This window comes from Dyadobacter sp. CY327 (assembly GCF_021390415.1).
Lineage (GTDB): Bacteria > Bacteroidota > Bacteroidia > Cytophagales > Spirosomataceae > Dyadobacter > Dyadobacter chenhuakuii.
The window spans coordinates 532,193-555,619 of record NZ_JAJUXJ010000007.1 but is presented as its reverse complement, the minus strand read 5'-3'; the positions used below and the strand labels follow the sequence as shown (position 1 = coordinate 555,619).

14 protein-coding genes are annotated in these 23,427 nt (G+C 46.9%); 5 read left to right on the top strand and 9 right to left on the bottom strand.

Going from position 1 to position 23,427, the window contains the following annotated elements; all coding sequences use genetic code 11:
* The first annotated feature begins 46 nt into the window (after positions 1-46).
* The 3 genes from LZG74_RS18570 (at position 47) to LZG74_RS18560 (ending at position 1,582) form a co-directional block, all read left to right on the top strand.
* Entirely contained in the window at positions 47-262 is a 216-nt protein-coding gene (locus tag LZG74_RS18570; RefSeq protein ID WP_035361740.1) for a hypothetical protein, read from the top strand.
* Positions 259-1,083, top strand: a complete 825-nt coding sequence (locus LZG74_RS18565; protein WP_233798025.1) for an SDR family oxidoreductase — start codon at positions 259-261, stop codon at positions 1,081-1,083. Before LZG74_RS18570 ends, LZG74_RS18565 begins: the two co-directional genes overlap by 4 nt.
* A 112-nt stretch (positions 1,084-1,195) precedes the next feature.
* Entirely contained in the window at positions 1,196-1,582 is a 387-nt protein-coding gene (locus LZG74_RS18560) for a VanZ family protein (RefSeq protein WP_233798024.1), read from the top strand.
* On the opposite strand, the gene pgi is transcribed toward LZG74_RS18560, so the two are convergent.
* Positions 1,561-3,210: a glucose-6-phosphate isomerase gene (pgi, locus tag LZG74_RS18555; RefSeq protein WP_233798023.1), complete on the bottom strand. Its 1,650-nt coding sequence runs from the start codon at positions 3,208-3,210 to the stop codon at positions 1,561-1,563. The genes LZG74_RS18560 and pgi overlap by 22 nt on opposite strands.
* 433 nt (positions 3,211-3,643) lie before the next feature.
* Between pgi and LZG74_RS18550 the strand changes: the two genes are divergently transcribed.
* Positions 3,644-5,098 (top strand): T9SS type A sorting domain-containing protein, encoded by a 1,455-nt coding sequence (locus tag LZG74_RS18550; RefSeq protein ID WP_233798022.1) that lies wholly within the window; start codon positions 3,644-3,646, stop codon positions 5,096-5,098.
* Positions 5,099-5,141: 43 nt separating this feature from the next.
* Here the strand turns inward: LZG74_RS18550 and LZG74_RS18545 are convergent, their stop codons facing one another.
* Positions 5,142-6,347 (bottom strand): DUF5009 domain-containing protein, encoded by a 1,206-nt coding sequence (locus tag LZG74_RS18545; protein WP_233798021.1) that lies wholly within the window; start codon positions 6,345-6,347, stop codon positions 5,142-5,144.
* 203 nt (positions 6,348-6,550) lie between these two features.
* Here LZG74_RS18545 and LZG74_RS18540 point away from each other — a divergent pair, with 203 nt between their 5' ends.
* Positions 6,551-8,365: a glycosyltransferase gene (locus LZG74_RS18540; protein WP_233798020.1), complete on the top strand. Its 1,815-nt coding sequence runs from the start codon at positions 6,551-6,553 to the stop codon at positions 8,363-8,365.
* Between the two features lie 6 nt (positions 8,366-8,371).
* On the opposite strand, the gene LZG74_RS18535 is transcribed toward LZG74_RS18540, so the two are convergent.
* The 7 genes from LZG74_RS18535 to LZG74_RS18505 are packed head-to-tail and all read right to left on the bottom strand — an operon-like array spanning position 8,372 to position 23,424.
* Positions 8,372-9,553, bottom strand: a complete 1,182-nt coding sequence (locus tag LZG74_RS18535) for a PP2C family protein-serine/threonine phosphatase (protein WP_233798019.1) — start codon at positions 9,551-9,553, stop codon at positions 8,372-8,374.
* A gap of 41 nt (positions 9,554-9,594) precedes the next feature.
* Positions 9,595-10,425, bottom strand: a complete 831-nt coding sequence (locus LZG74_RS18530) for a sensor histidine kinase (RefSeq protein WP_233798018.1) — start codon at positions 10,423-10,425, stop codon at positions 9,595-9,597.
* 36 nt (positions 10,426-10,461) lie between these two features.
* Positions 10,462-14,163: a sensor histidine kinase gene (locus LZG74_RS18525; protein ID WP_233798017.1), complete on the bottom strand. Its 3,702-nt coding sequence runs from the start codon at positions 14,161-14,163 to the stop codon at positions 10,462-10,464.
* Positions 14,147-16,993: a HEAT repeat domain-containing protein gene (locus LZG74_RS26415; protein ID WP_233798016.1), complete on the bottom strand. Its 2,847-nt coding sequence runs from the start codon at positions 16,991-16,993 to the stop codon at positions 14,147-14,149. The genes LZG74_RS18525 and LZG74_RS26415 overlap by 17 nt, the downstream gene beginning before the upstream one ends.
* A 3-nt stretch (positions 16,994-16,996) precedes the next feature.
* Positions 16,997-17,548 (bottom strand): GNAT family N-acetyltransferase, encoded by a 552-nt coding sequence (locus LZG74_RS18515; protein WP_233798015.1) that lies wholly within the window; start codon positions 17,546-17,548, stop codon positions 16,997-16,999.
* Between the two features lie 49 nt (positions 17,549-17,597).
* Positions 17,598-20,225, bottom strand: a complete 2,628-nt coding sequence (locus LZG74_RS18510; protein WP_233798014.1) for a TonB-dependent siderophore receptor — start codon at positions 20,223-20,225, stop codon at positions 17,598-17,600.
* Position 20,226: 1 nt separating this feature from the next.
* Positions 20,227-23,424, bottom strand: a complete 3,198-nt coding sequence (locus LZG74_RS18505) for a hypothetical protein (protein WP_233798013.1) — start codon at positions 23,422-23,424, stop codon at positions 20,227-20,229.
* Positions 23,425-23,427: the final 3 nt, after the last annotated feature.

Genomic DNA, 23,427 nt, shown 5'->3' with positions numbered 1-23,427 from the left:
ATATCGTCAGACTAAAAACCACTTGAACCTAAAATTCAACATTCCAATGGACAACAGAATCGCATTACCAGAGTTGATGTATTTGTCTCCTACGACCCGAGAAAAGGCGGTCACCATTGCTCAGGAGCTTTTAAGAACAAACAATATTTCTCCTCGTGAGGCGGTTGCAAAAGCAATTTTAATTGCTAAAAACTGGGCGGTAAAAAATGTGAACCGTCGGGTGTGGAAAAAATTGAAATCATTCGAAAAAGAGATCATATGATAGGTTCAGATCTGAAATTCAAAGATCAGGTTGCGATCGTTACAGGTTCTAGTTCAGGAATTGGTAAAGCATGCGCCATTCATCTTGCCGAGCTTGGCGCGAAAGTGGTTGTTAATTACAGCTCTAACCTGGAAGAAGGCGAAAAGACGTTGAATGAGATTATCTCAAAAGGCGGATCCGGGATCCTGGTTAAGGCTGATGTAAGCCGTGAAGAAGAAGTGAAAGCGCTGTTCAACGAGACCATCAGCAAATATGGACGTCTGGACATCGTTGTCAGCAATGCCGGGCTTCAAAAAGACTCATCGTTTTTGGAAATGACATTGGAGCAGTGGCAGAAAGTAATTGACGTGAATTTAACAGGTCAATTTCTGGTGTGCCGTGAAGCTTCGAGGCAGTTTGTGGCGCAGGAGAAAGGAAAGACCGATGTTGATCACAGTGAGCTGTCAATTGGTAAGATTATTTTGATGAGTTCTGTGCACGATGTGATTCCCTGGGCCGGACATGTTAATTACGCCGCCTCTAAGGGAGGCATCATGATGTTCATGAAATCCATTTCTCAGGAATTGGCACCATATAAGATCCGTGTCAATTCGGTCAGTCCCGGCGCGATCAAAACGTCTATCAATAAGGAAGTTTGGTCCGATCCTGACAAGTACAAAGGACTTTTACAATTGATTCCATACAAGCGAATCGGAACCCCGCAGGATGTAGCCAAGGCTGTTGCCTGGCTGGCATCAGACGATTCAGATTATGTCAATGGAGAAACGCTCTACATTGACGGTGGAATGACATTATACCCGGAATTTGCCAATAATGGTTAATATTCCAAGTTACACTTCATCATAACAGAAAAGCGCTGGGATTCACTTCCGGCGCTTTTCGTTTGTAGTCAGGCTTTCTGAAAGTAACTTGCGCGCTGAAACAGAACATTCAATGATTGCAAAACTATTTAAAAACACAAGCGAGCTGCTCGCAAGAAACCAGTGGGTCGCATGGTTATGGACATTTCTGATTCTGCTGGCCTGCACATGGCCGGGAAAAGATATTCCTGCCGCGCCTATCGTCGGTTTTGACAAGCTTGTTCATGCAGGCCTTTTTATCGTTTGGATTACATTGTGGACATTGGTTTATTCAAAAAAAGCAGCACTGTTCGTGCTGCTCGGAATGGCTTATGGCCTTGGTCTCGAATTTTACCAGCAACTCCTGCCCTTCGACCGCACATTTGACTGGTGGGACGCAGTGGCAGACGCTGCTGGCGTATTAATCGGGTTTGCGTTCAAAACAATCGTGATCGATCGTTACCGCCACCGTTTGTATTGATTGATCAGACCATTGGTTGAGCTGTCGTGGTTTGAAACCGGCCAGTCGTTTTGAAGTTCAGGATAAATTTTGTTTGCCAGCTGCTTACCAAGCTCCACGCCCCACTGGTCGAAACTGAAAATGTTCCAGATAATGCCTTGTACAAAAATCTTGTGCTCGTACATCGCTATCAGGCTTCCCAGTGTCTTAGGTGTGATTTTTTTGACCAAAATCGAGTTGGTAGGCCGATTACCGGAAAACACTTTGAATGGCGTCAGGAATTCTATTTCCTCTTTGGACTTCTTCGCAGCCACCAGTTCCGCTTTCACTTCCTCCTCTGTTTTCCCATTCATCAATGCTTCTGTCTGTGCAAAAAAGTTAGACAAAAGCATCTTGTGATGCTCGCCAAGTGGGTTATGGCTGGTTGCCGGCGCGATAAAATCACACGGAATCAGCTTTGTTCCCTGGTGTATCAATTGGTAAAACGCATGCTGACCATTCGTGCCCGGCTCTCCCCAAATCACCGGTCCGGTCTGATAACCAACCGGCTTACCGTCACGACCTGTGCTCTTGCCGTTGCTTTCCATATCGCCTTGTTGGAAATAAGCTGCAAAACGGTGTAAATATTGATCATAAGGCAGGATTGCCTGAGTCTGCGCATCAAAAAAGTCATTATACCAAACGCCCAGCAGCGCAAGAATGACCGGAATGTTCCGTTCAAACTTCGTCGTCCTGAAATGCTTGTCCATATCATGCGCGCCCGCAAGCAGCTGCTCGAAATTCTGGAATCCAACAAAACAAGCAATAGAAAGTCCGATCGCAGACCACAAAGAATAACGGCCTCCAACCCAATCCCAGAATCCGAACATGTTTTCCGGATCAATACCGAACTTCTCAACCTCAGCCTGATTCGTTGAAATCGCCACAAAGTGCTTTTTCACATGCTCCTTATTCCCGGCTGTTTCCAAAAACCAGGAACGCGCGCTATGCGCATTCGTCATTGTTTCCTGCGTCGTGAATGTTTTAGAGGCGATCATGAACAATGTCGTTTCCGGGTTCAGCGACTTGATCGTTTCAGCAATATGCGTTCCGTCCACATTGGAAACGAAATGTACATTCAATCCCGGCTTACCGTAAGCTTTCAATGCTTCGGTCACCATCACCGGGCCCAGGTCGCTTCCGCCGATGCCAATGTTCACGATGTCGGAAATCTCTTTCCCGGAATAACCTTTCCAGCTTCCCGACCTTACCTTTCCCGAAAACTCCTTCATTTTAGCCAAAACTGCATTTACGTCCGGCATCACATCTTTTCCGTCAGACAAAATCGGTTCGTTGGACCGGTTGCGTAAAGCAACATGCAGCACCGAGCGACCTTCCGTCGCATTGATCTTCTCGCCCGTAAACATCTGCTCAATCGCATCTGCCAGCCCTGCTTCTTCCGCAAGCTGAACAAGATAAGAGCGTGTCCGGGTGGTAATGCGGTTTTTTGAATAGTCTAAAAGAATGTCACCAAACCGGATTGAAAATTTCTTGTGACGGTCCGCATCTTCCTCGAAAAACGACTTTAAATGTTTCTGAGATATGGTTTTATGATGTGTTTTCAGCTTTTTATAAGCTGCCAGCTGGTCAAAGGGCACGGTTTTGAGCATTTCTTATGGCGTTTTGTTTATAAATCAATTTTCAGGACCGCATAGGGCGGCCGCAACATTAATTCGATGCAAAAATATGATTTTACACCAGTAACAAGCCCACCCAATCCTTTTTTCACAAAAGGTTTTCGTGTAGCTATTGAAATAAATTAAGATTTGGGTTTGATGATGCAATATGGATTACAAAGCTTCTCCTCACCAGAAATATACTGACAGTGGGCATATGTTGGATTTTAAGCTCAAAACATATGACCGTTCAATAACTACCACTCGCCGGAGAATCAACGAATTTTGTTAATCGCCTATACTTTTGTTTTTTGTACAAAAAGCGAAAAGAATATTATTATTCGATAAAAACTGTAACCGTACTCAGTGCTTTGTAACTGGCAATATGATATCTTAGTATTGCAAAATCCCTTAGATTATCTGATATATGAAAAGAACATTTACTCTTATTCTGGTACTATTTTGCTTTAAGGCCATTGCGCAATGTCCGTCCACAGGAATAGTAAGCTTGGAGGATCAAGCCGACGTTGATAATTACTTTGCAAATGGCGGATGCAGCGTTGTCCAGCATTTAATAATTGGGGATGGATCTCCCAATATCCTGAATCTCAATGGTCTGAATGGAATTACAACGGTAACTGGATTTATGTTTGTCGGTTGGGGTCCACTTGTAGACTTTACCGGATTGGAGACATTAACCAGCGTTGATACACTGGCTATCGAGTGGAGCCCTTCACTCAAAAACTTCAAGGGACTGGAGAATGTTTTGACAATCAATCACTTGTCAATAAACGAATTGAGCAGTCTTGAAAGTTTCGACGGCCTGGGACAAGCAACTGTTACAGGCAGCATCTATATTGCTGGTTGTCATTCCTTGACGAGTATAGATCTCAACATACCCGCATCGTTACCTGACGGTCTAATAATAGGAGATTGTCCATTACTTGATGATTTCAGCAGTTTTGCAAACTTGCAAAGCACATCAAGGCTCATAATAAGTAGGCTGGACAAGATGCAAGACTGTCAATGGTTGAATTCTCTTGAAGTAGCTACACAATTGAATATCGAGGCTAATGCCAACTTAACCAGCTTAAAAGGGCTTGAAAACCTGCACACTGTCGAACAAATTCAAATAACTTATAATCCCTTACTTACCTCTATCGATGGTATGGGAAACATTAAATCCCAACTTTCCCGATTTGTTGTTCTTTTCAATCCAGAACTATCAGATTGTGCAATAGATGCTGTTTGTTGGATGCTTTTGGACTCCGCGCCAGAAGAGATATTCTTATATCAAAATAAAGGAATTTGTTCGAATACCGATCTGCTCAAATCGGCGTGTAAAGAAAGTTTGCCGGTCACATTACTTTCCTTTGATGCTGTTCTGGAAAATAAGGTCGTGAATTTAAACTGGACAACTTCCGAAGAAGAGAATAGTGAGAAGTTTGAAGTGCAACATAGTACAAACGGAAAGCAATGGTCCGTTGTCGGGGAGGTAAAGTCCTCCGGAATCGGTGGTTTGGGAGCTGTCTATCAATTTATACATCAAACACCCAGCGATCGCAATAATTACTATCGATTGAAAATGATAGACTTCGATCAAACCTATGCATTAAGCACAATATCGCATGTGTATTTTAATGGCAACATTGAGACCGTATATCCCAATCCAACTTCTGGAAGCATCAATATCGTTTCAACTGACCCAAGCGAAATTGCGGCATTTGAATTAATCAATAGCAAAGGAAATATCGTGATGAAGCGCCGGGGAAGCTTATCTGATCGTATAAACCTGGAAAAATTCGCTTCCGGTTCTTACACATTAAGAATTATCAAGAATAATTCGACTTTTTCAAATCACAAGATAGTTGTCACAAAGTAATATCCTTCCTGGTTGAACTTTTGGCAAAGACTTTCAGGCACCATCAGATCTTCAGCCTGATCCCGCCGCGATTAATGATCCCGGTTAAAATGATGACCAGCAATGCAAAGCAGAATGATTTTATCAGCCCGATGATTCCGGTCCTCAGAAACTCGGGTAAGCTGAACCCGACCAGCGTTAGCACCGCGTACCAAATGTAAGGCACCAGGTAACAGGTCAATGTCGCGGTTCCTGCGGGTTTTATAATGGTTGCCCAGGTTTTGACTTTTTTCAAATCCACCAGCCAGAACAGCATCGCGAAAACGATGAAGGCGATCCCGCTGCAAATCCCAACCCAGGCCGGCGTAGCCCTGATCTTCGAAATTCCCCAAAACGGGCGCGTCCCGAAGCCATAGAGCAGACAAACGATGCCAAACACAACCAGGATGGCTAGATATGTCGCCTTAACACCATTTTTCTTGCTATAAAGCCGATAAATGACCGATGCCACGACGCCCGCCATCGTAAATGCAGGCATTGCACCGCTCCCTACAATCCAGACGTAATCTCTCACCGGATCCAAAAAAGAGAGCATCCCCGCGAAATCTGCCAGATTGAATAAAATGAGAAAAAGCCAGCCGGCCACATTCAATGTCAGGTTGTCGCCAGCCAGAAAGTAAATAACCGCGCAGACCAGATAAGCCCAACCGATCAGTCCGAGGATGCCGTACCAATGTGTTCCCATCCACGAAGGATTCGCCGCGTCACCACCTTTGTAAATAATCGCCAAGCCCACCAGCAAAAGATAGCCCAGCACTTTCAGCCCTGTATATAAGGGCTTTTTCTCAGGCCGGTCAGGATACACATTCCAGATCAGGAAAAATGCGATTACCATGAGAATTTCCCAGACATACTTACTAACGATCATGCCCGAGCTCACTGCATTTTCATAATTCACAATGAAAATGCCCATTAACAGTAATGCAAAAGTGCGCTCGGCAATGTGGTAAAGAATTGTCGCGTTGCTGTCCCCTTTTGATTTTCTGTTGGCAATGGCAAACGGAATGGACAGTCCTACAATAAATAAGAAAACGGGAAAGACAACGTCTGAAAGTCCCATAGCGTCCTCTGGACCTTTGCTATGTTGCATCCATTCAGGAACCCCTTTCAAGGTCCAGAAATCATTCACAAAAATCATGATCAGCATCGTGACCGCGCGGAAAATATCGATGGAGTCCAGGCGCAGTGAGGCGGGCAGTAAAGGTTTCATCAAAGAATTCAGGAATGAAGGTTTAGGAACCCAATATACGGGAAATTAGCTATCTGCAAGCTGCTTTTTACTCGCGCATACAACTCAGCACCGCTTTTAGCTGTCTTACCGTTCGATTTTGCTGCTTAGCATATTCGGTTTCACCATATCTTATTTAAGTAATTAATTTTAATTGAAATATCCTACCTTACCCTCTTATCATTTTGAAACCGAATACACTTCTGTTTGAAATTGCCTGGGAAGTCTGTAACCAGATCGGTGGGATATACACGTACGTGAAGTCCAAAGCACCGACGATGACGGACACTTACGGGGATAACTATTTCCTCGTTGGTCCCTATTTTCACGAAAAAGCAAAACTCGATTTCCGCCCGATCCGTGAGCTGGATAACTCCCCGCTTTCCCGGGCAATCCTATACATCAGAAGCCTTGGATATGACATACATTTGGGTTACTGGCTGTTGGAAGAAGCCCGCCCGAAAGTTATCCTGATCAACCCCATTATCCCTGCCAAAGCGCTGAATGAAGTGAAAACTGCATTGTGGCAGCATCAGGAAATCTCGGCTTTGGAAAGCAATGCATTACTAGATCAAGTCCTTGGTTTTGGGGAGGTTAGCAGGCTTTTCTTCACGAAACTCATTGAAGAAACGGATATTAACCAGGACATTATCGCTCATTTTCACGAGTGGATGTCGGCTGCCGCGCTGGCCGAATTAGCGCGTCAGCAAGTACGGATCGCAACGGTTTTTACCACACATGCCACATCGCTGGGCCGCTATCTTGCATCCAATGAAGATCAGTACTTTTGCAAAATCCCTACCTACAACTGGCAGCAAAAAGCGCGGGAATATGGCATAGAAGCACAGGCACAATTGGAGAGAAACGCCGCAAAGTATGCCAATGTGCTTGTTACAAATAGCGAATCTACGGCAGCGGAATGCGAGGTGTTTTTGGGGCGCAAGCCGGATAGTATAGTGCATAGCGGTATCCATCGTAAGCCAGGCGTTGGTTATGAAGTTTTTGAGTGGCACTTGCAAAACCGGCAAAAGATCGATGCATTTGTCAAGGCGCTGTTTTCGCCCAGCTACCAGCTCAGAAGTGACAAGACGCTCTATTTCTTTACATCCGGCCGTTATGAATTTTATAACAAAGGTTTCGACGTCACCTTGCACGCCATTGCGCGGCTGAATGAGGAACTCGTGCGCAGGAAATCGGAAACGAATGTTGTTCTTTTTATTATTTCAAAACAGCCTTTTCATAACATTAAGCCGGATGTTCTGGAAGCACGCCAGCGTTTTCAGGAGTTGCAGCGAATCTGTAAAAAGATCAGCGCCAAGCTAGGGCCCAGGATTTATGCCAATGTTACAGGCTCGGAAGGCCGCAAACTTCCTGATCTCAATCAACTCATCGATGACGATCTGCAAATGACCTGGCGCCAGGCATTGGCCAACTTCAAAAGAAAAAGCCTGCCGCCCACTACCACCCACCATCTAACCGGCCAGGACGACATTTTAGCATTTTGTCAGCAAGCAGGCTTAACCAATAAAGAAGAAGATAATGTAAAAGTGATTTACCATCCCGATTTCATTGAAAGGGTGACATCGCTTTTTTCCATGGAATATCTGGAATTTGTAAGAGGCTGTCATTTAGGCGTTTTTCCATCACTATATGAGCCTTGGGGATACGCGCCCATGGAAACTGTCCTGCACGGAACGCCGGTCGTTACCAGCGACGTTTCCGGGTTTGGACATTTCGCGAGACAAACTGCCGAAATGGAAGGAAACAATGAAGTCAAAGTTGTAAAACGACGGGAACAATCCAGCGAGCAAGCAGTCATTCAGCTTACCGAAATCTTCCTCGAATTCATAGAAGACTTTGAAAGTCACCAATACATCCCCCGTGCCACCCTCCCCAAATCCGTTCTGGACTCCCTATGCTGGTCCGAGCTCCAAAAAAGATACGAAGAAAGTTACAAGCTGGCACTGTTAAGATACCAGCCTGTTGCGGGGTTGTATTGAAAAAAATCAATTCCCCAGATACCGCAGCGAAAGCATGGTGATATCATCGAATTGCGTTGCGGCTCCGATGAAATCTATCAGGCTTTCTAATGTTGATTCGTTCATTTCTTTGGCGGTTTCTTTGGTAGAGCCTTCGCCGGTTGTGAAGAAATCTTGAAGATAATGCAGGCCATACCGTGCGCCTGCCAGGTTATTGGCATCGGTGACGCCGTCGGTATATAGGACGAATTTATCTCCCGGGTTCAATGTTAAAGTATGCGATTCGAATTCGAATGTCGGGTCGAAGCACAAGGCCATGCCTCCCTCCTTTTTTACCAGCTCGGTTTCACCATTGGCGCGAATGATTACGGGCGGTTCGTGGCCGGCATCTACATATTCAACAACGCCTGTCTTGACATTTAATATACAAACAAAGGCCGTAACGAACATATATGAAGAATTGTCCTCACTCAGAAACTCATTCACAATCTTTACTTTCTCCGTGATCGAATCACCATTGCGGTTGGAAAACTGGCTTTTAAAAATAGCCTTGCTGATCGCCATAAACAATGCTGCCGGCACGCCCTTATCCGAGACATCACCGATCATGAAAAACAGTCGCTCGGAATCCATCATAAAATAGTCGTACAGATCTCCGCCGACCACTTTTGCAGGATGAATAAATGCATGCAGATCCACCCCCGCTTTGCCAATGTTGGCCGGGACGGTTTTCGGCAACATGGACATTTGAATTTCCTTAGCAACGCTCAGATCGTTCTGGATCGCGATCAGCTGCTCGCGGCCTTTTTCCAGGCTGGCCAGCATTTCAATGTGCTCCACGGTTTTGGAAATGGTAATTTCCAGATCTTCAAAATTCACCGGCTTGGTCACAAAGTCGAAAGCGCCACGGTTCATAGCCGTCCGGATGTTGTCCATATCGCCGTAAGCAGAAACCATGATCGATTTCAGCAACGGATTTTGCTTCTCATTTACCTTCGACAGAAACGTAAGACCGTCCATGCCGGGCATGTTAATGTCGGATAGTATAAGTGCAATGTCATCAGATTCTTCCAGCCGCTCCAATGCTTCAATGCCGTTGTTAGCAAACACAAATTCGTATTTCTTATCCCGGATCTGCTTTCGGAACAATTGAAGAATCAGCATCTCCATATCCTGCTCGTCATCTACACTTAATATTCTGATAGCCATTATCTATAATTTTTTAAATTGATATCTGTTTTAAATAAATCTCAACCGGGAATCACAATTGTGAACTCCGTTTTTTCGCCGACCACAGAGGTTACATGAATGCTTCCTTTGTGCGTGTCCGTCACGCTGGTGTACGTGAGCGATAAGCCCAGTCCTGTCCCTTTTCCCTGCGGTTTTGTTGTAAAGAACGGCTTAAAAAGCTTGGCAACAATGTCTTCCGGAATGCCGATGCCGTTATCGCAAATTTTAATTTCCACTTCCTGGCCAATTCTGGATGTTGTAATCTCAATGACAGGTTCATAGCCTTCCGCCTGCCGCTTCGACTTTTCATTCACCGCATAGCACGCATTATTGACCAGGTTGACAATCACCCGACCAAACTCCCCTTTCGCCACTTTCACGCAGCCAATCTCAGGATCGAAGTTAAATTTGAGCATGACATTGAAGGCGATGTCCTCTGCCCGGACGCCCTGGTAAGCCAGCTTGCTGTATTCTTCAAGCAGCTGGTTGAGGTCTGTGGATTCCAGGATAGCAGCGTCGGAGCGGGTTTGTGCGAGCATTCCCTGGATGATCCGCTCAATACGTTTGCCGTTTTCGTTGATCTTGATGAGGTTTTGCGAAAGCGTTTCCAGCAGATCTTTTTCATCGGCGATGTCCGTCTCGGTCATTTCGGACAGCGGTCTTTGGCAAATGTCCAGGATCTCGCCCACCAATCCCTGCGAAAGTCGGGAAAAGTTATTGACAAAACTCACCGGATTTTTTATTTCATGTAAAATACCTGCACTCAGTTGTCCTATTTCAGCGAGCTTGTTGAGCTCAATGATCTTTTGCTGATACAGTTCAATGTCTTGTTCCGTCGTTCCGGCTCCCATAGTCATGGTTTTTAAAAATTTGCAGCATTTAGCGTATTAAGCAACAACCGGCAGGAAAATTTCTATTTCGGTAAACACCCCTTCCAATGAATTTACCGACATGCGCCCTTTGTGATACTCAATAATGTCCTTACTCATATATAAGCCCAGCCCGGTTCCTTTGGACGTAGGTTTTGTTGTAAAAAATGGGTTAAACAGCTGCTCCTGCTCTTTGGCCGGAATGCCTTTCCCATTATCACGTACGGTAATGCAAACGCCGCTTTCCACAAGCTTGGACGAGATAATGATCTGAGGCTCAAATGTTTTATCGATCCTGGCCTTTTCCAGCAAGGCATAGCAGGCATTGCTGATGAGGTTCGTGATCACCTGTGCAAATTCATAAGGCAGCACACTGACTTTAACCGGATTGCCATTCAAAGCCAAATCCAGCTTTACAGATGCATCTTTATATTCGGCCAGCGCTTCCTGAATGGCGGTTTTGGCCTTCGCTTCCAGGAAAGGATTCAATTCTGTGATGATAAAATCGCTCGATTTTCCTTTCAGCAACTTTTGCATATCCTTTACGATACGCGTTGTGCTGTTGCCATGTTCATAAATTTTTTCCAGGTTTTTTTGAAGCATACTGAAACCGCTGTCCAGATCATCCTTCTCATCTTCCGACAAGCCATCCTGGTGTTTGTCAGTGACTTCGGTAATTTCCTTTAAAAGCTTCCCGGACGATTGCGAGAAGTTGTTAATGTAGTTCAGCGGGTTTAAAATCCTGTCCACAATCCCTTTGGTAAGGCTGCCCACCGAGGCCAGCCGCTCCTGCCGGATCAGTTCTTCCTGCGTCGATTTCAGGTTGGACAATGTATTTTCAAGATTTTCAAGAATGTTTGTTTTAATATAAGCCCCAATCAAATGCTCTTTCAGGTTTTTAACGACATTGAAATCCCGCTCCGAAAATGCATTTTCACGGTCCGTATTTTCCAGCGTAATGTAGCTTTTCACCACGCCGTCAACCCGTATCAAGATCGTAATCAGCGCCTTAGGAGAAAAAATTTCACTGATGGATGCATTGGCGTTTTGCTTTCGAAAATCATTTTTAAGGAAAATATCTTCCAAAATTTCTTCGCCATTTTCGATATACCGCTGCTCGGCTTCCTGAGCCGTCAGTCTGACATCTTCTACATTGGCAGTTTCCACTGCACCCGCCAGCGCTATAAATTGATAATTGTCGGTCGCGGCGTTATAAACCAGTGCAGACGCTCCGTTGACGTTTTGAAATTCGCATAGTTTGTTTAAAACCAGCTGAAACAGCCGCCCCGTATTTACCTCGCCATTAATTGACTTCACAAACTCATCGATCCTTTCCAGCTGATCGTTTGTTGCTGAAAGTTCTTCGGATTGCAATTCCAGTTCTTCTTTCTGGTTCACAACCTCTTCCGTACGTTCGAGGATCCGCGTTTCCAGTTCTTCCTTTTCTCTCAAAATCCTTCTCAACCGCCAGCGGACCACGTAGTAGATCATGGCACCGAATAAGATCAGGTACAAGGCGATCATATACCACTGTCTGAACCAGGGCACGCGGATCTTAAAGGCCAATGATGTTTCCTTTGAAACGTGGTCATAAACGTCCCTTGCCCGGACTTTAAAATTGTAACTTCCCGACGGCAAGCCGCTGTATTCCTTACGCGTCAGCGGTCCCCAGTCAGACCATTCTTTGTCATAATTTTCAAGAAAATATTGGTACTGAACCTCCTGATTCGTGTGATAGCTCGGTAATGCAAACTCAAAAATCAGATTATTCTGACGGTGGCTGAGAGGCTTGGTAATCATTCCGTTTTGTGCAAATTGCAGCAGACTATCCTGCGTGGCAACACTCCTCAGCATGACCGGATATTCGTAGACATATTGGTCGGGCACCCGCATGTCGAGCCGGAAGAGCCCCTGATCTCCGCCCAGCCAGGCGCTGCCATTTTCATCCGGAAAAATGATCTCAAACGGAACGTCCGCGATGGGCATCAATGGTGTTTCCAGCAGTTCGAAGTCGCCGGAAGGTTTTTTCTTGAAAAATGATGCTGATTTTTTGTCGCCGCGTGTGGTCCAGACATTGCCCTTGTCATCCCCTTGCACACGATCAAACCAGGTCTTTTCTGCATGCAGCCAAATCGCACGGGTAAAACGGTCCGACTGAGGCTGATACTCGAACAGGCCATCCTTATTGGAGACTATCAACCTGTCCTCATACAAAGACAGTTTGTTGTATAATGGGCTGGAAATGCCTTGGGCAGCAGAAAAGCGTTTAATGGTTCCTGATTTCCCATCCAGCTTTATAATGCCATTGGAAAGCGTTTCGAGCCAGAAAGTCGATGGGGAGGATTCGGTAGCGCCTACTATTTGTTCGTTAACTGCCTTTACCCGCTCCGTCCGCCATTCGCTGCCTGCCCGCGTTAACTTTGTTAAGCCGTCTTGCAAGCCAACAAAGAGCTCATTACCAGTGCTTGAAGCGGTTACGCTCAATGAAAAAACCGAATTTATTCTCGAAATTCCGGAGCCTTTAGTCCATTGAAAAAGCCCTTTATTTGAAGCAATGTATAGCGTGCCATTCGCTTCATCCAGGCCCAGACAGCTTCCGGAAAAGCCGTTGACGTGAATGATCTGGTTGTTTTCTACATAATATAATCCGTTCAATGTGCCTATCACAACCCGTCCCTGAAACCGCCGGATAGCAGTTACGGAACCTCTCAGACCATCCCTGCTGTCAAAAAGTGAGATCGGTGAAGGCAGGTCGAAGCGGGCGATACCGTCGTTGAGTGCAACCCATAGATTGTGCTCACGGTCGGTGAACATGGCCGATACTTGCGTTTCCTGTAAATCCGTATCGGCTGCCACAGGATATTGCACATTTCCGTCCGCATTCACCACCAGCATGCCGCCCGTTGCCATGCTGATCGCAATTGTTCCATCCTGTAATTTGGTTGCATAAGTTGCCTGATTGCGTACAATCACGGGATTCACATTGCCGCCAATGACCTCAATGCGGTTATTTTTTAATTTAAAAATGCCCTGGCTTGTTGTTACCAGAAGCGCAGAACCATCCCCAAGCTGTACCACCGACGTAAGGTCCAGCAAAGCAGGCACGTCACTATTTTGCTCGATTTGGGAGATCTGATCACCATTGATCCGAATCATCCCTTTATTCTTTGCATAAACCAGCATTTCCTCTTTGAAAGGAAATGCCGCCTGAATTTTCAGGTTGTGCTTGAATGGCTTCACCGTTGTGCCATTCCAAAAAAAGTTGATCTGATCCGTTACAAACCAAGCTCCGGCTTTGGTAGGGATAATCTGAATAATTTGTCCAAAATTTTCTTTCAGTTTTACTGACAGATCCACAAATCGCTGAACACCGAAAGCGTCCTTGCCCAGATAACCGAATTCTCCGTTCGCTCCTACAAGCACCCGGCCTTTTGCGTCCGTCGCCAGGGCAGATACGCGTGTGATATTTGTAGTCTGGATCGTTTTCCACTCTACGCCGTCAAATTCAAGTACACCCGCAAAATTGGCAAAATACATCATGCCTGCCCTGTCCTGGGCTATGGCGAAGTTTTGGTCGTGTGCACGATATTCGGCAGAAGAATAATAGCCCGACAATGGCCTTCCCACGTCCGGCTTTGCCACATTTGCAAGCTGTGCCCAAAGCTTTTCCGAGCCGGTCAGACAGATCAGAATGATTAGTAACTTAATGGATCTCAACACTTTCCTCCACATTTTGCCTGATATTAAGATCTTTTAAAAGAAAATTTTCAATGATATAGAACTCCGTGTCTTCCAGCACATTTGGGATCATAGCGACACCCATTGCCGTCAGTTCCGCCACATTGCGGATGTTACCGGCTTCCAGTGCGCCGATTTTGGAGAAAAACAATTTTCCATAAGTCACAAGGATGGAAACGTCGCCGTCGCTCAGGTGTTTCCGCAGATCCACCACTTCGCCGCTCTCTTCCTGGAAATAGGCCGAAGTCAGCAACACTTTTTGCAACTCCCCGCTTAGCAGTCCGCCTAATGCATGCGTTTCGCGCAGGCGGCGGAGCTTGGAAACAAGCAGATCTTCTTCGGTCGAAAGCCATTCAAGCGGCTTCATGATCTCAATGTGAAAAGCATCATTTTTCCTGGTCATTGCTTCCATTAAGGAGCGGAAACGGGCCGGATTTACAATTCGGAGGACGTAAAATGATGTTTCAGAAATAATCTTAGACCTGGAAACTGCATTGGCAACCAGCACAGGCGTCACAATTCCGGCATCAAAATGACGCAACTCTTTGATCGCGACCGCCTTCGTCCAGCGCGAAATCCTGGTGTAATCTTTATTAATAATATCAATCAGACGCTCTTCCACGGACAATGTTGCCAGCGGGTAAATTTCCGCATAGCGGCGGCGCATTTCGTCCAGCGAGTCGCTATCGAGATATGGCAGGACTTTGTTTTTAATGTTTTCGGGCAAAAGCAGGTCACAGATCTCGGTCAGGTAGTCGCGTGCATCGGTTGCCTGATCGCCTTTGAGCAATGTTACGGCGTGAAAACGGGAGCCATAAACGGCTTCCAGAACAATGAAAGCTTTACGCATGATCCGCATCCTCTCCCGCTCCAGATTCAGCATCAGCTGGCTTTCCGGCTCATAGGCATCCGAAAGATCGTGCTGCGCCGAGAGCAGCCAGGCGAACGTTTTCAGATGTTCGTCCAGCTCGTTCAGCATGAATGTTTGCTCCGTGGTGTTGCAGGTGTAACGCAGGTTCCGCAATGCTTCCAGCACCTTGTCTTTTACAAAACGGTTGGGATTTTCCAGGTTTCTGCGCAAAAACCGGATCGCTTCCGGACCACCGATCTGCTCCACGATTTTAAGCAAATGCAGCTGCCGGTAACGGTTATCCTCATTGCTTAAAAATGATTTTTCAATGTATTTCAACAAAGGCGGCCCCGACTTCACCAGCGCATCGAAAGCGACGGTAAAGTAACGATCGGTCTCCATTTGCTCCATTAAAAACGGCCACAACTCTGCCCTTTTCAACTCGCCGGCCGTGTATATGGCCGCTTCACGCACCCGTTTGTTGGGATCCTGTAACAACGGAATGAGATATTTGTACGACAGGAACCGGTTCGTGGCACCCAGTCCCAGCGCCGCTTCAATGCGGTCTTCTTCTTTGGGTGAAAAAATCTGGTTGATAAGTTGTTCAAATGGCTTTTCAGAAATAGCCTGCCCTGGCGTATAGGAAGCGTTTTTCTTCGATTTTTCGGGGAAATTAAAAATCTTGTCGCGCACCATTTTCTTGTAAGAGTTCTCCCCTACGAATGCCACAAACGTCCAGCAAACTGCCACCACCAAAAACAAAATGGCGAGCTGCAAGGCGTCCATCCGCGAAATGTTGACCAGCACAAAAAGCAGAACACCAGCCGCCAAACCACCCATCGCCTTGGCACGGCCTTCGATCCGGCCCTGGACATTCAGTCTGAAACGCGCCTGAATGGGCTGATATAAAACCTGGTATGCCGGCTCAGCAATGGCCTTGCGAACCGCACTCATGAAAAACCGGGAAAGCGCAATACAGGCAAAAAAGATGGCCGCCGTGTCATAACCCAAACCATAGATCACAGAAACGGCAAAGCTGAAAACAAGGCTCAAAGGCAGGATCAGAATGCCTAGCTTCAAGCCGTATTTACTGATGAGCTTATTGTAGAAAAATGTTTTGATAAAAAATTCAAGAATGGCACTGATACCAAAGAAAAATCCAAGAAAGCTGGCCAGCGATTCTTTATTGGGGAACACATTGCGCGACTCCGTGAAGAAAATATATTCAACATAAAACAAAGCGAAAACGGGCAGCAATGCGAGCAGGAAAATGTTGCGGAAATATTTGGGATCCACAGCATCCGTCGCCACATGCTCGGCCGGTTTCGGTTTTATTTCAATGCGTGTGTGGTCCGTTGTTACGTGGCGTTTGTGAATTTTTCTCAATAAAACGGCGCAGATGATCAGGAAACCAACAGCCAGGATCAGTAGCGAGTCGATCGGCAAAATCTTGACCAGGGCCGGAACCGCCAGATACATAATGACAGAGGAAAAAACTTCTCCGCTGTTGATGAGCGAGGATAACCTTTTGGATTGCTGAAAATTGAACAGCTTCACAACCACTGCCCAGAACGTGACGCCATTGACCAGAACAAAAATCCGGTTCCAGATAAAGAGAAAAAAGAAAACCCACTTACTGCCTGTAAGATGATAAATGACCAGGAAAACGGCGATGGAGACGATCAGGAAAAGCAATGCATTTTCGCCTAACCGATTAAAAGGAATGCGTTTTTGAATGCGGGTTAAGCCCAACCCTAGCAGGTAAACGAAAACGCCGCCGACCACGTAAACCTGGGGCAACATTAAGCGGTCGAAACTCATCAGGAACGACGAAGCCACCACGGTGTAGAACAATGCCGTTGCGCCGCCCATAAAAAAAGAATAGGCCATCAGCAGGCTCACGAGGCTTCCCTCGTCCTTTCTGATGTTGAGCATCCGCGATATGTCCTTGATTTTTTTCACCAGTTAAACTCCTAATTCTTTAATCATAAAATAGATCTGACGTTCAGGCATTTGATATAATGGCCTGATTTTCCCCAGATAGAAAAATCCAAGATCTTCCAGCGGCTTAATGCGTGACGCAACGGGCTGGGCAATGATCAGCCTGGCGCCAAGGATGGCTGCATACTGAATGCGGGCTTCGTCGAGCAATGTTGAAAAGCCGTTGCCGCGATATTCCGGCGCAACCACCAGCCTGTTCAGAGATGCATAAGGGCCATTTCCAAAACCTTCCAGGATGGACCCGTCGAACAAATCTGCGTGCGGGACCGATTTGTAATCCGTATGGAAAGTCATGCGCGCAGCGGCCACGATTGTCTTATTATGCAAGATAACCCAATGGTGCGCTAGCAGATCCTCATCATCCAGCCAGGCTTTATGTGAGAAAAAATCCTGGCTTATGCCCTGCTCGTCCTTCCAGGCCAGCACCCGGAGCGCCCCCATTTCGTCCAGGCGTTCGGGATGGTCCAGCTTGATGAGCAGGAACTCCGAATTTCTGATTTCAAACCTTGTTTCCATTAAGCGAGGAGGATTTATATGCATTAATTCCATTTCGAGAAGCCGGTTTTTATTTGCGGTTTGTGTCAAAAAGCAGCCCGACCGAGAACACGCGACCTTCCTGCGGGTAACGCGACGCGGACGTAACGCCCTCGGCCGCCCGAATGCCCGGTACAAAATATTCGTGATTAAACATATTGGAAACCTGAACCTGTAAGCTGAACACATTCAGAATGTTATGATAGGTCAATGTCGAGTTCAGCAAGTAAATCGGCTCAAAACGCGTGATCGGATTGCTGCTTCCCGAAGTTCCTACGCCAGATTTTCTTGCGCTCACATAATTGTTGGTGACACTGATGCTCAGGTTCTTAACCGGCTCATATACAGCTCCCAAATTAGCCGACCAGGGCGCAATGTCGCTGATAGGAATCTTCTGCCCCTCGACTTTACTAAGATCGCGCGGCTTACTGTAAGTGAAATTGCCCCAGACATTCAGTCTTTTCACATCATAACGCGCTTCCGACTGAATGCCCATAATGCGCTGCTTGCCCAGTGCCTGAAACTGCTGCGTAGGCAAGCCCGCCGGCGTCGTGGCAGCCGCAAGCCCTACGGCATTGCTGTAATTGGCTACATAACCTGCTACATTAAAGGACATTGCTTTATTGAACCGGACTGAAACGCTCCCTTCCACATTCTTCACGCGCTCGGGCTGCAAAGTGGGATTATTCAGCGCGCGCTCGCGGTTCGTGGCGTATTTTTGAAGATAGGAAGCATCCTTAAATGCCTCCGTGTAAATGCCTTTGAATACAAATTTACCTTTGGAATAAATCAAACTGACCCGCGGATTGAACACGAAGCCATAACCGCCCTTTGAACGGATCTGATTGTGATCGAGCCGGGAACCGAGCACCATTTTCAGGCTTTCGGTCCAGTTGTAAGTGGCTTGTGTGAATATACCAATGTCAAAAACACGGAAGTTATCGCCGCCTGCCAATGTGGAATCCGGGCGTCCGGTTTCGTCTGCGTTTTCGGTTTGCGAAGTAATGTAGTTGGCCTGGATAATACTGTTCCTGATCTCAATGCCGCTGTTAATGTCCAGCTTCGGCAACGGCGTGAGCAACACGCGGAATTCGTTACGCAGCTGGTTGGAAACACGATACCAGTAAGGGATCGAATAGGTTGGCTTGCGCTGGTTAAGCAGATCGATAATGCCGTAACTGCCATTGAAATAACCTCTGTAAGTGGGCAAATTGGTTGCACCATTCAGCTCATGGAGCCGGTAGGAAGTCAGGTTCAGGATCTGGACTTTTTCAGAAATGAATTTATTGTAGGTCAAAGAAAACGCCTTGTTGTTGGCGACCCAGCGCGAAACTTCGGGTGTTACGATGCGGGAGCGATTGGTATACCAAGGTGTTGCGCCTTCGTCCGTTTTCCAGCTCATGAGCGAGATCATGAAATCTTTAAATTCGATTTTTGCCCGGATAAAAAAGTTTTTTGAATCATCATTAAAACCCACCGGACTTCCGTTCACATTCGCCTGGAATAAATTAGCATTATCCAGTTCGGCCGCCTTTGCCTTTCCGGCATTAGTCAGGCTCAATGCATTGGCATTGCCGTTCGCATCATAGCCAACCTGATAAAGATCGTTGTTAGGGAAAAGCGTGTTGAGCTTGTTGGTAGTAATGTAAGTCTGCGCGGCGGCGCCGTTGATATTCTGCTGTGCAGGATAGTTATCAGCGGTTCTCGGATCGTAATTCCATTCGGGATACCGGCTGTAATCCAGCTCGTTAGAAGCGAAATAGCGCGACGTTAACGAAACCGCAACGTCCTTTGTCCGCATGGTCACCACACCATCAATGAGTTTTGTATTTAAAGATCCATAGCGCACCTGACCGTTCGTAGAAACGACCATTTTCTTACCTTCCGGCATTTCGCGATCCAGGAAACGCTTGGTAATGAGGTTAATAACGCCTACAAATGCATTTGCGCCATACATAGTCGAAGCCGGGCCATAGATTACTTCCACGCGCTCAATGTCGGACAAGGCATATTGCCGGGAAATGGGGATGTTGTCTGAATTCAGGTCGTTTTCCTCGACGCCGTCCACAAGGAGAATGGTGCGGTCGTTGGAAGTGGAGCGGTAACCGCGCTGGTAGAATGTGACATAAGAGGGCCCGTTCCCTCTGATGACGTCGAAGCCCGGAATGTCATTCAGCATTTGGGTCAGGTCTTTATAACCTCGTTTTACAATGTCAGTTTGGGTCAAAACGGTTACGGTGGCGGGCACTTGCAGAAGGTTTTCCGCTTTTTTGGAAACGGAAGTGATCTGAATGATGCGGTCCATGAGATCGCGCTGCTGGGCAACGAGGTCTTTGAATTGCGGCAATGCAGAGAATTCCGGCTCGTAATTTTGGTTGGCTATCAAAAGATTACGGACAGCCGTGGCCGCCTGTGGCAAAGAATCCAGCGCGAGATATGTTAATGCAATGATCTTATATGCCTGCACTTGCGCATTCGGCGAAAATCTGGTTTTAAGGCAAGGGTTCAGGATTTGAAAAACCTCATCGAAATTCCCGGTCCTGTATTTTCTGTCAGCCTCGGGAATGATCACCGTTGCATCGCAATCCTCTTGTGCATAGGCTGCTGTGCCTGCAAAAGCAACAGTTAGGAGGATCAAAATGGGTAAAATTCTTTTCATATTATCTGATGTTCCGGGACAGTTTTTCGTAAGGAATATCCTTTCCAATGTATTGGTCCCACTCTTCCTCGGTCAGTTCGCGTTTTACCTTTTTAGAAACTTCGGCAAACAATGCAGCCGAATTAATGTCCCATATCCGGACCGTTTTATCCGCACCGGCAGCCAGCAATTTGTTACCATCCCGGGTAAATTGAATATCCATCACCCAGTAATCGAAATCGCTCAATAATACAGGCTGTTGTTTGGAAATATCTTCTTTTGCATTCCAGATGCGTATTTTCCAGTCATAGCAAGCAGTGGCAATGCGGCTTCCGTCCGGCGCGAAAGCAATGCTGGTTATGCCCGAAGTGTGCGTTCCCTGTGTTCCGTTCATTGAGTTTGGAACGGGCTCGTTATTGTTCATGCGCACATTGTAAAGCATTCCCGAGCTGGTGCCGAAGTATAAATGCTTCTGATCAGGCGTGAATGCCATTGATAGCAGCCTGCCGCGGATGCCGGGGAGATTGTATTCTGCCGGTTTTGCATCCGGTTTGGTCAGGTCCACACGGATGAGCTCGCCCGTTCCGGTTGCCAGGAACATATACTGGCCGTCAGCCAGTATTTCAACTGAGGCGATCTCGGTGCCGACATTGATATTTCTCACGACATCCAGCTTTTTGTCGCTCACATCCCAAAGCCTCACCTGCCCGGAAGAACTTACAGAGAGCAGATGCGGCCTGTTATTAATGTTCTTCACCGTCAGCGAAAACACGATGCCGTCATGCCCTACGATGGTTTTAGCAGGCGGCACGCCCGGCATAAAATTGTCCCAGCGGACGATCTGACCATTGGACGAGCCCGTAAAAAACGTTTTTCCGTCAGGCGTAAACGCGACGGAACGAATGCTTTTGAAGGTTTGCTTCGGATTGCGCAGCAAAAGCGGCTTGGCCGCAGGCGTGAGATAATTCCAGAGGCTGACCACACCATCGTCCCCTGCCGTTGCGAAAACCGAATTGCCGGCTTGCGGCTCGGCGACGACGCGCACAATGTCATTATGTGCAATTAATGTTGCCTTCGCGCCCGCCGCTTTGGATAGTGCATTAAAAATATCCGGATTCTCGCGTTCCCCGCCATTTTTTATATTAAAATCATATGCTTTCAAAGCCAGTAATGCAGTCAGTTCATCCCCGGCCGGCATTTGAAAGGACTGGATCGCAATGAAGCGGGCCACTGCTTTGGAGCGCTGTTTCAATGCATCATTCCGGGAGCTTTCTGCTTCTTTCTGGGCCGATTGCGCATACACTTTTTGCCTGTCCGACTCTTTCTGTGCGCTTACCGCGTATTCTTTTTGAATTTCTGTTTGTTTCTGAGATTCGACCGCTGCTTTTCTGGCATTATCGGCCTGGATCTTTTGTTCCTCAGCGATTTGCTTGGCGATTTTTGCGGCAATGCTCTCTTTCACGGCTTTCTCCTGTTCCCTTACCGCAATGCCTTTTTGTTCTTCGGTTAATGTCTTCTGCAGCTCGGCAAATGTGCCTTGCTGCTCTGCGATTTTCTTTTGCGCAATGGCTTCACGTGTCTGATCCTCAGCCCGTTTCCGTTCCTCCAATGCCAGGCTTTCCTTTTCCAGGGCCGTTTTCTCACTCTGCTGTGCCTGCGTGCGCAACACAAGTGCAACAACCAAAAATAGTAATGATACTAATGAGCTGATCCCGAGCACCGAAGCGAATATTCTGGCTTTGCGCAGCTCGCGTTTCTGGCGGTCTTCTTTCTGACGAACTTCCAGTTCGTATTGTTTTTTACTGTAATCTAAAAAATTGGTCGCACGTTCGAAAAACGGATCATAGCGCTGCGCCCATTCCAAAGTCGGCTCGCTTTCTTTCAGCCATTTAAGTCCCAGTTGCAGCTCGGGATTAACCCAAAGTCCTGTACGGCCTTCCTGGTAAAGTGAAGCCGAGTAACTGAGCTGCTTGTAAAGCTTTGCAGATTCCAGCTCCTCTTCTATCCACTTTCTGCACCGCTCCCAGAATGTGAGTACTTTTTCAACCGAAACATCAATGATCGAGTCGTGATCGATCTTTACGCCTGGTTTTGGCGTCAGGATAGAGACACCATTTTCGCGGAAAACCATGATGACGTCGATCAGCAGATAATCGGGAATGCCGGTGATCTGGATGATCTCGCGCAAGACGGTCGGGTGCAGCGAGGAGGTGTCGCTGGGGCCCAGGACAATGAGGGATTTGAAAAGTTTGGCTGCTGCATTCCGCCTTTTTTCATCCAGCCGCTGCGTGTAAATTTCCTCCGCATGCATGGTGATCGACTCCTGCATGCCGCCAATGGCTTCATAATCAACACCCGAAACGGGAGACGAGAATGGTTTGGTCGATTTCCAGCGATCCCAGGTGCGCATCAATGCATGTTGCAGAATGGGCAGAAAATCCGGGTTATCCGCCAATTCTTTAAGCAAACCTGCAACAAGTTCAGGCTCAATGCTGGCGCCCACCGACTCAACAGGCCCCACAATGACTTGCTTTACTTCCTCCGGGTTCATTTTCGGAAGCAGATAATAGCCCTTGTTAATGATCTCGGTCAGGCCGTCGAATTCCGTGCAATGGTCCAAGTAGTCCGACCGCATCGTGATCACCGCGTGCACCGGAAGCTCACGCTGGTTAATGAGGGTCAACAGCAGTTTTACAAATGCATTGGTTCTGTTTTTACCCGAAAAATCTTCCGAAAGCTCATAGCGGAACAGCTCCTCAAACTGATCGATCACCAGCAGAATTTTCTGGTCACGGATCGCCGAAAGCAATGTTAAGGCAACTTTGGGATCTCTGCTAAGTTCTTTTTCCACAGCCAATGGATCGCGGCTGTCCCAAAGCGGATCGATGTCCCGCAGGGCCACTTTCAGGGCCTCTACGAAATTTCGCACGGGATTTCCCCCCGGCCGGAAAATGATCACTTTCCAGCGGCCTGCCGCCCAGCGGTCTGCCGCCCAGCGGTCTGCCGCCTCGCCTTGTTCCAGCGATGGAATGAGGCCCGCTTTGATTAAAGAAGATTTACCACTTCCCGAGGATCCGATCAACGCAAGAAAACGCCCGTCCAGGAGTTTGTTTTTCAACTCCCGGATGTGCGCGTCCCTGCCGAAGAATAGAGCATGATCGTCATAATCATAACTTCTAAGGCCGGGAAATGGATTGGTAACAGTAGAATTCTCAACCATAGG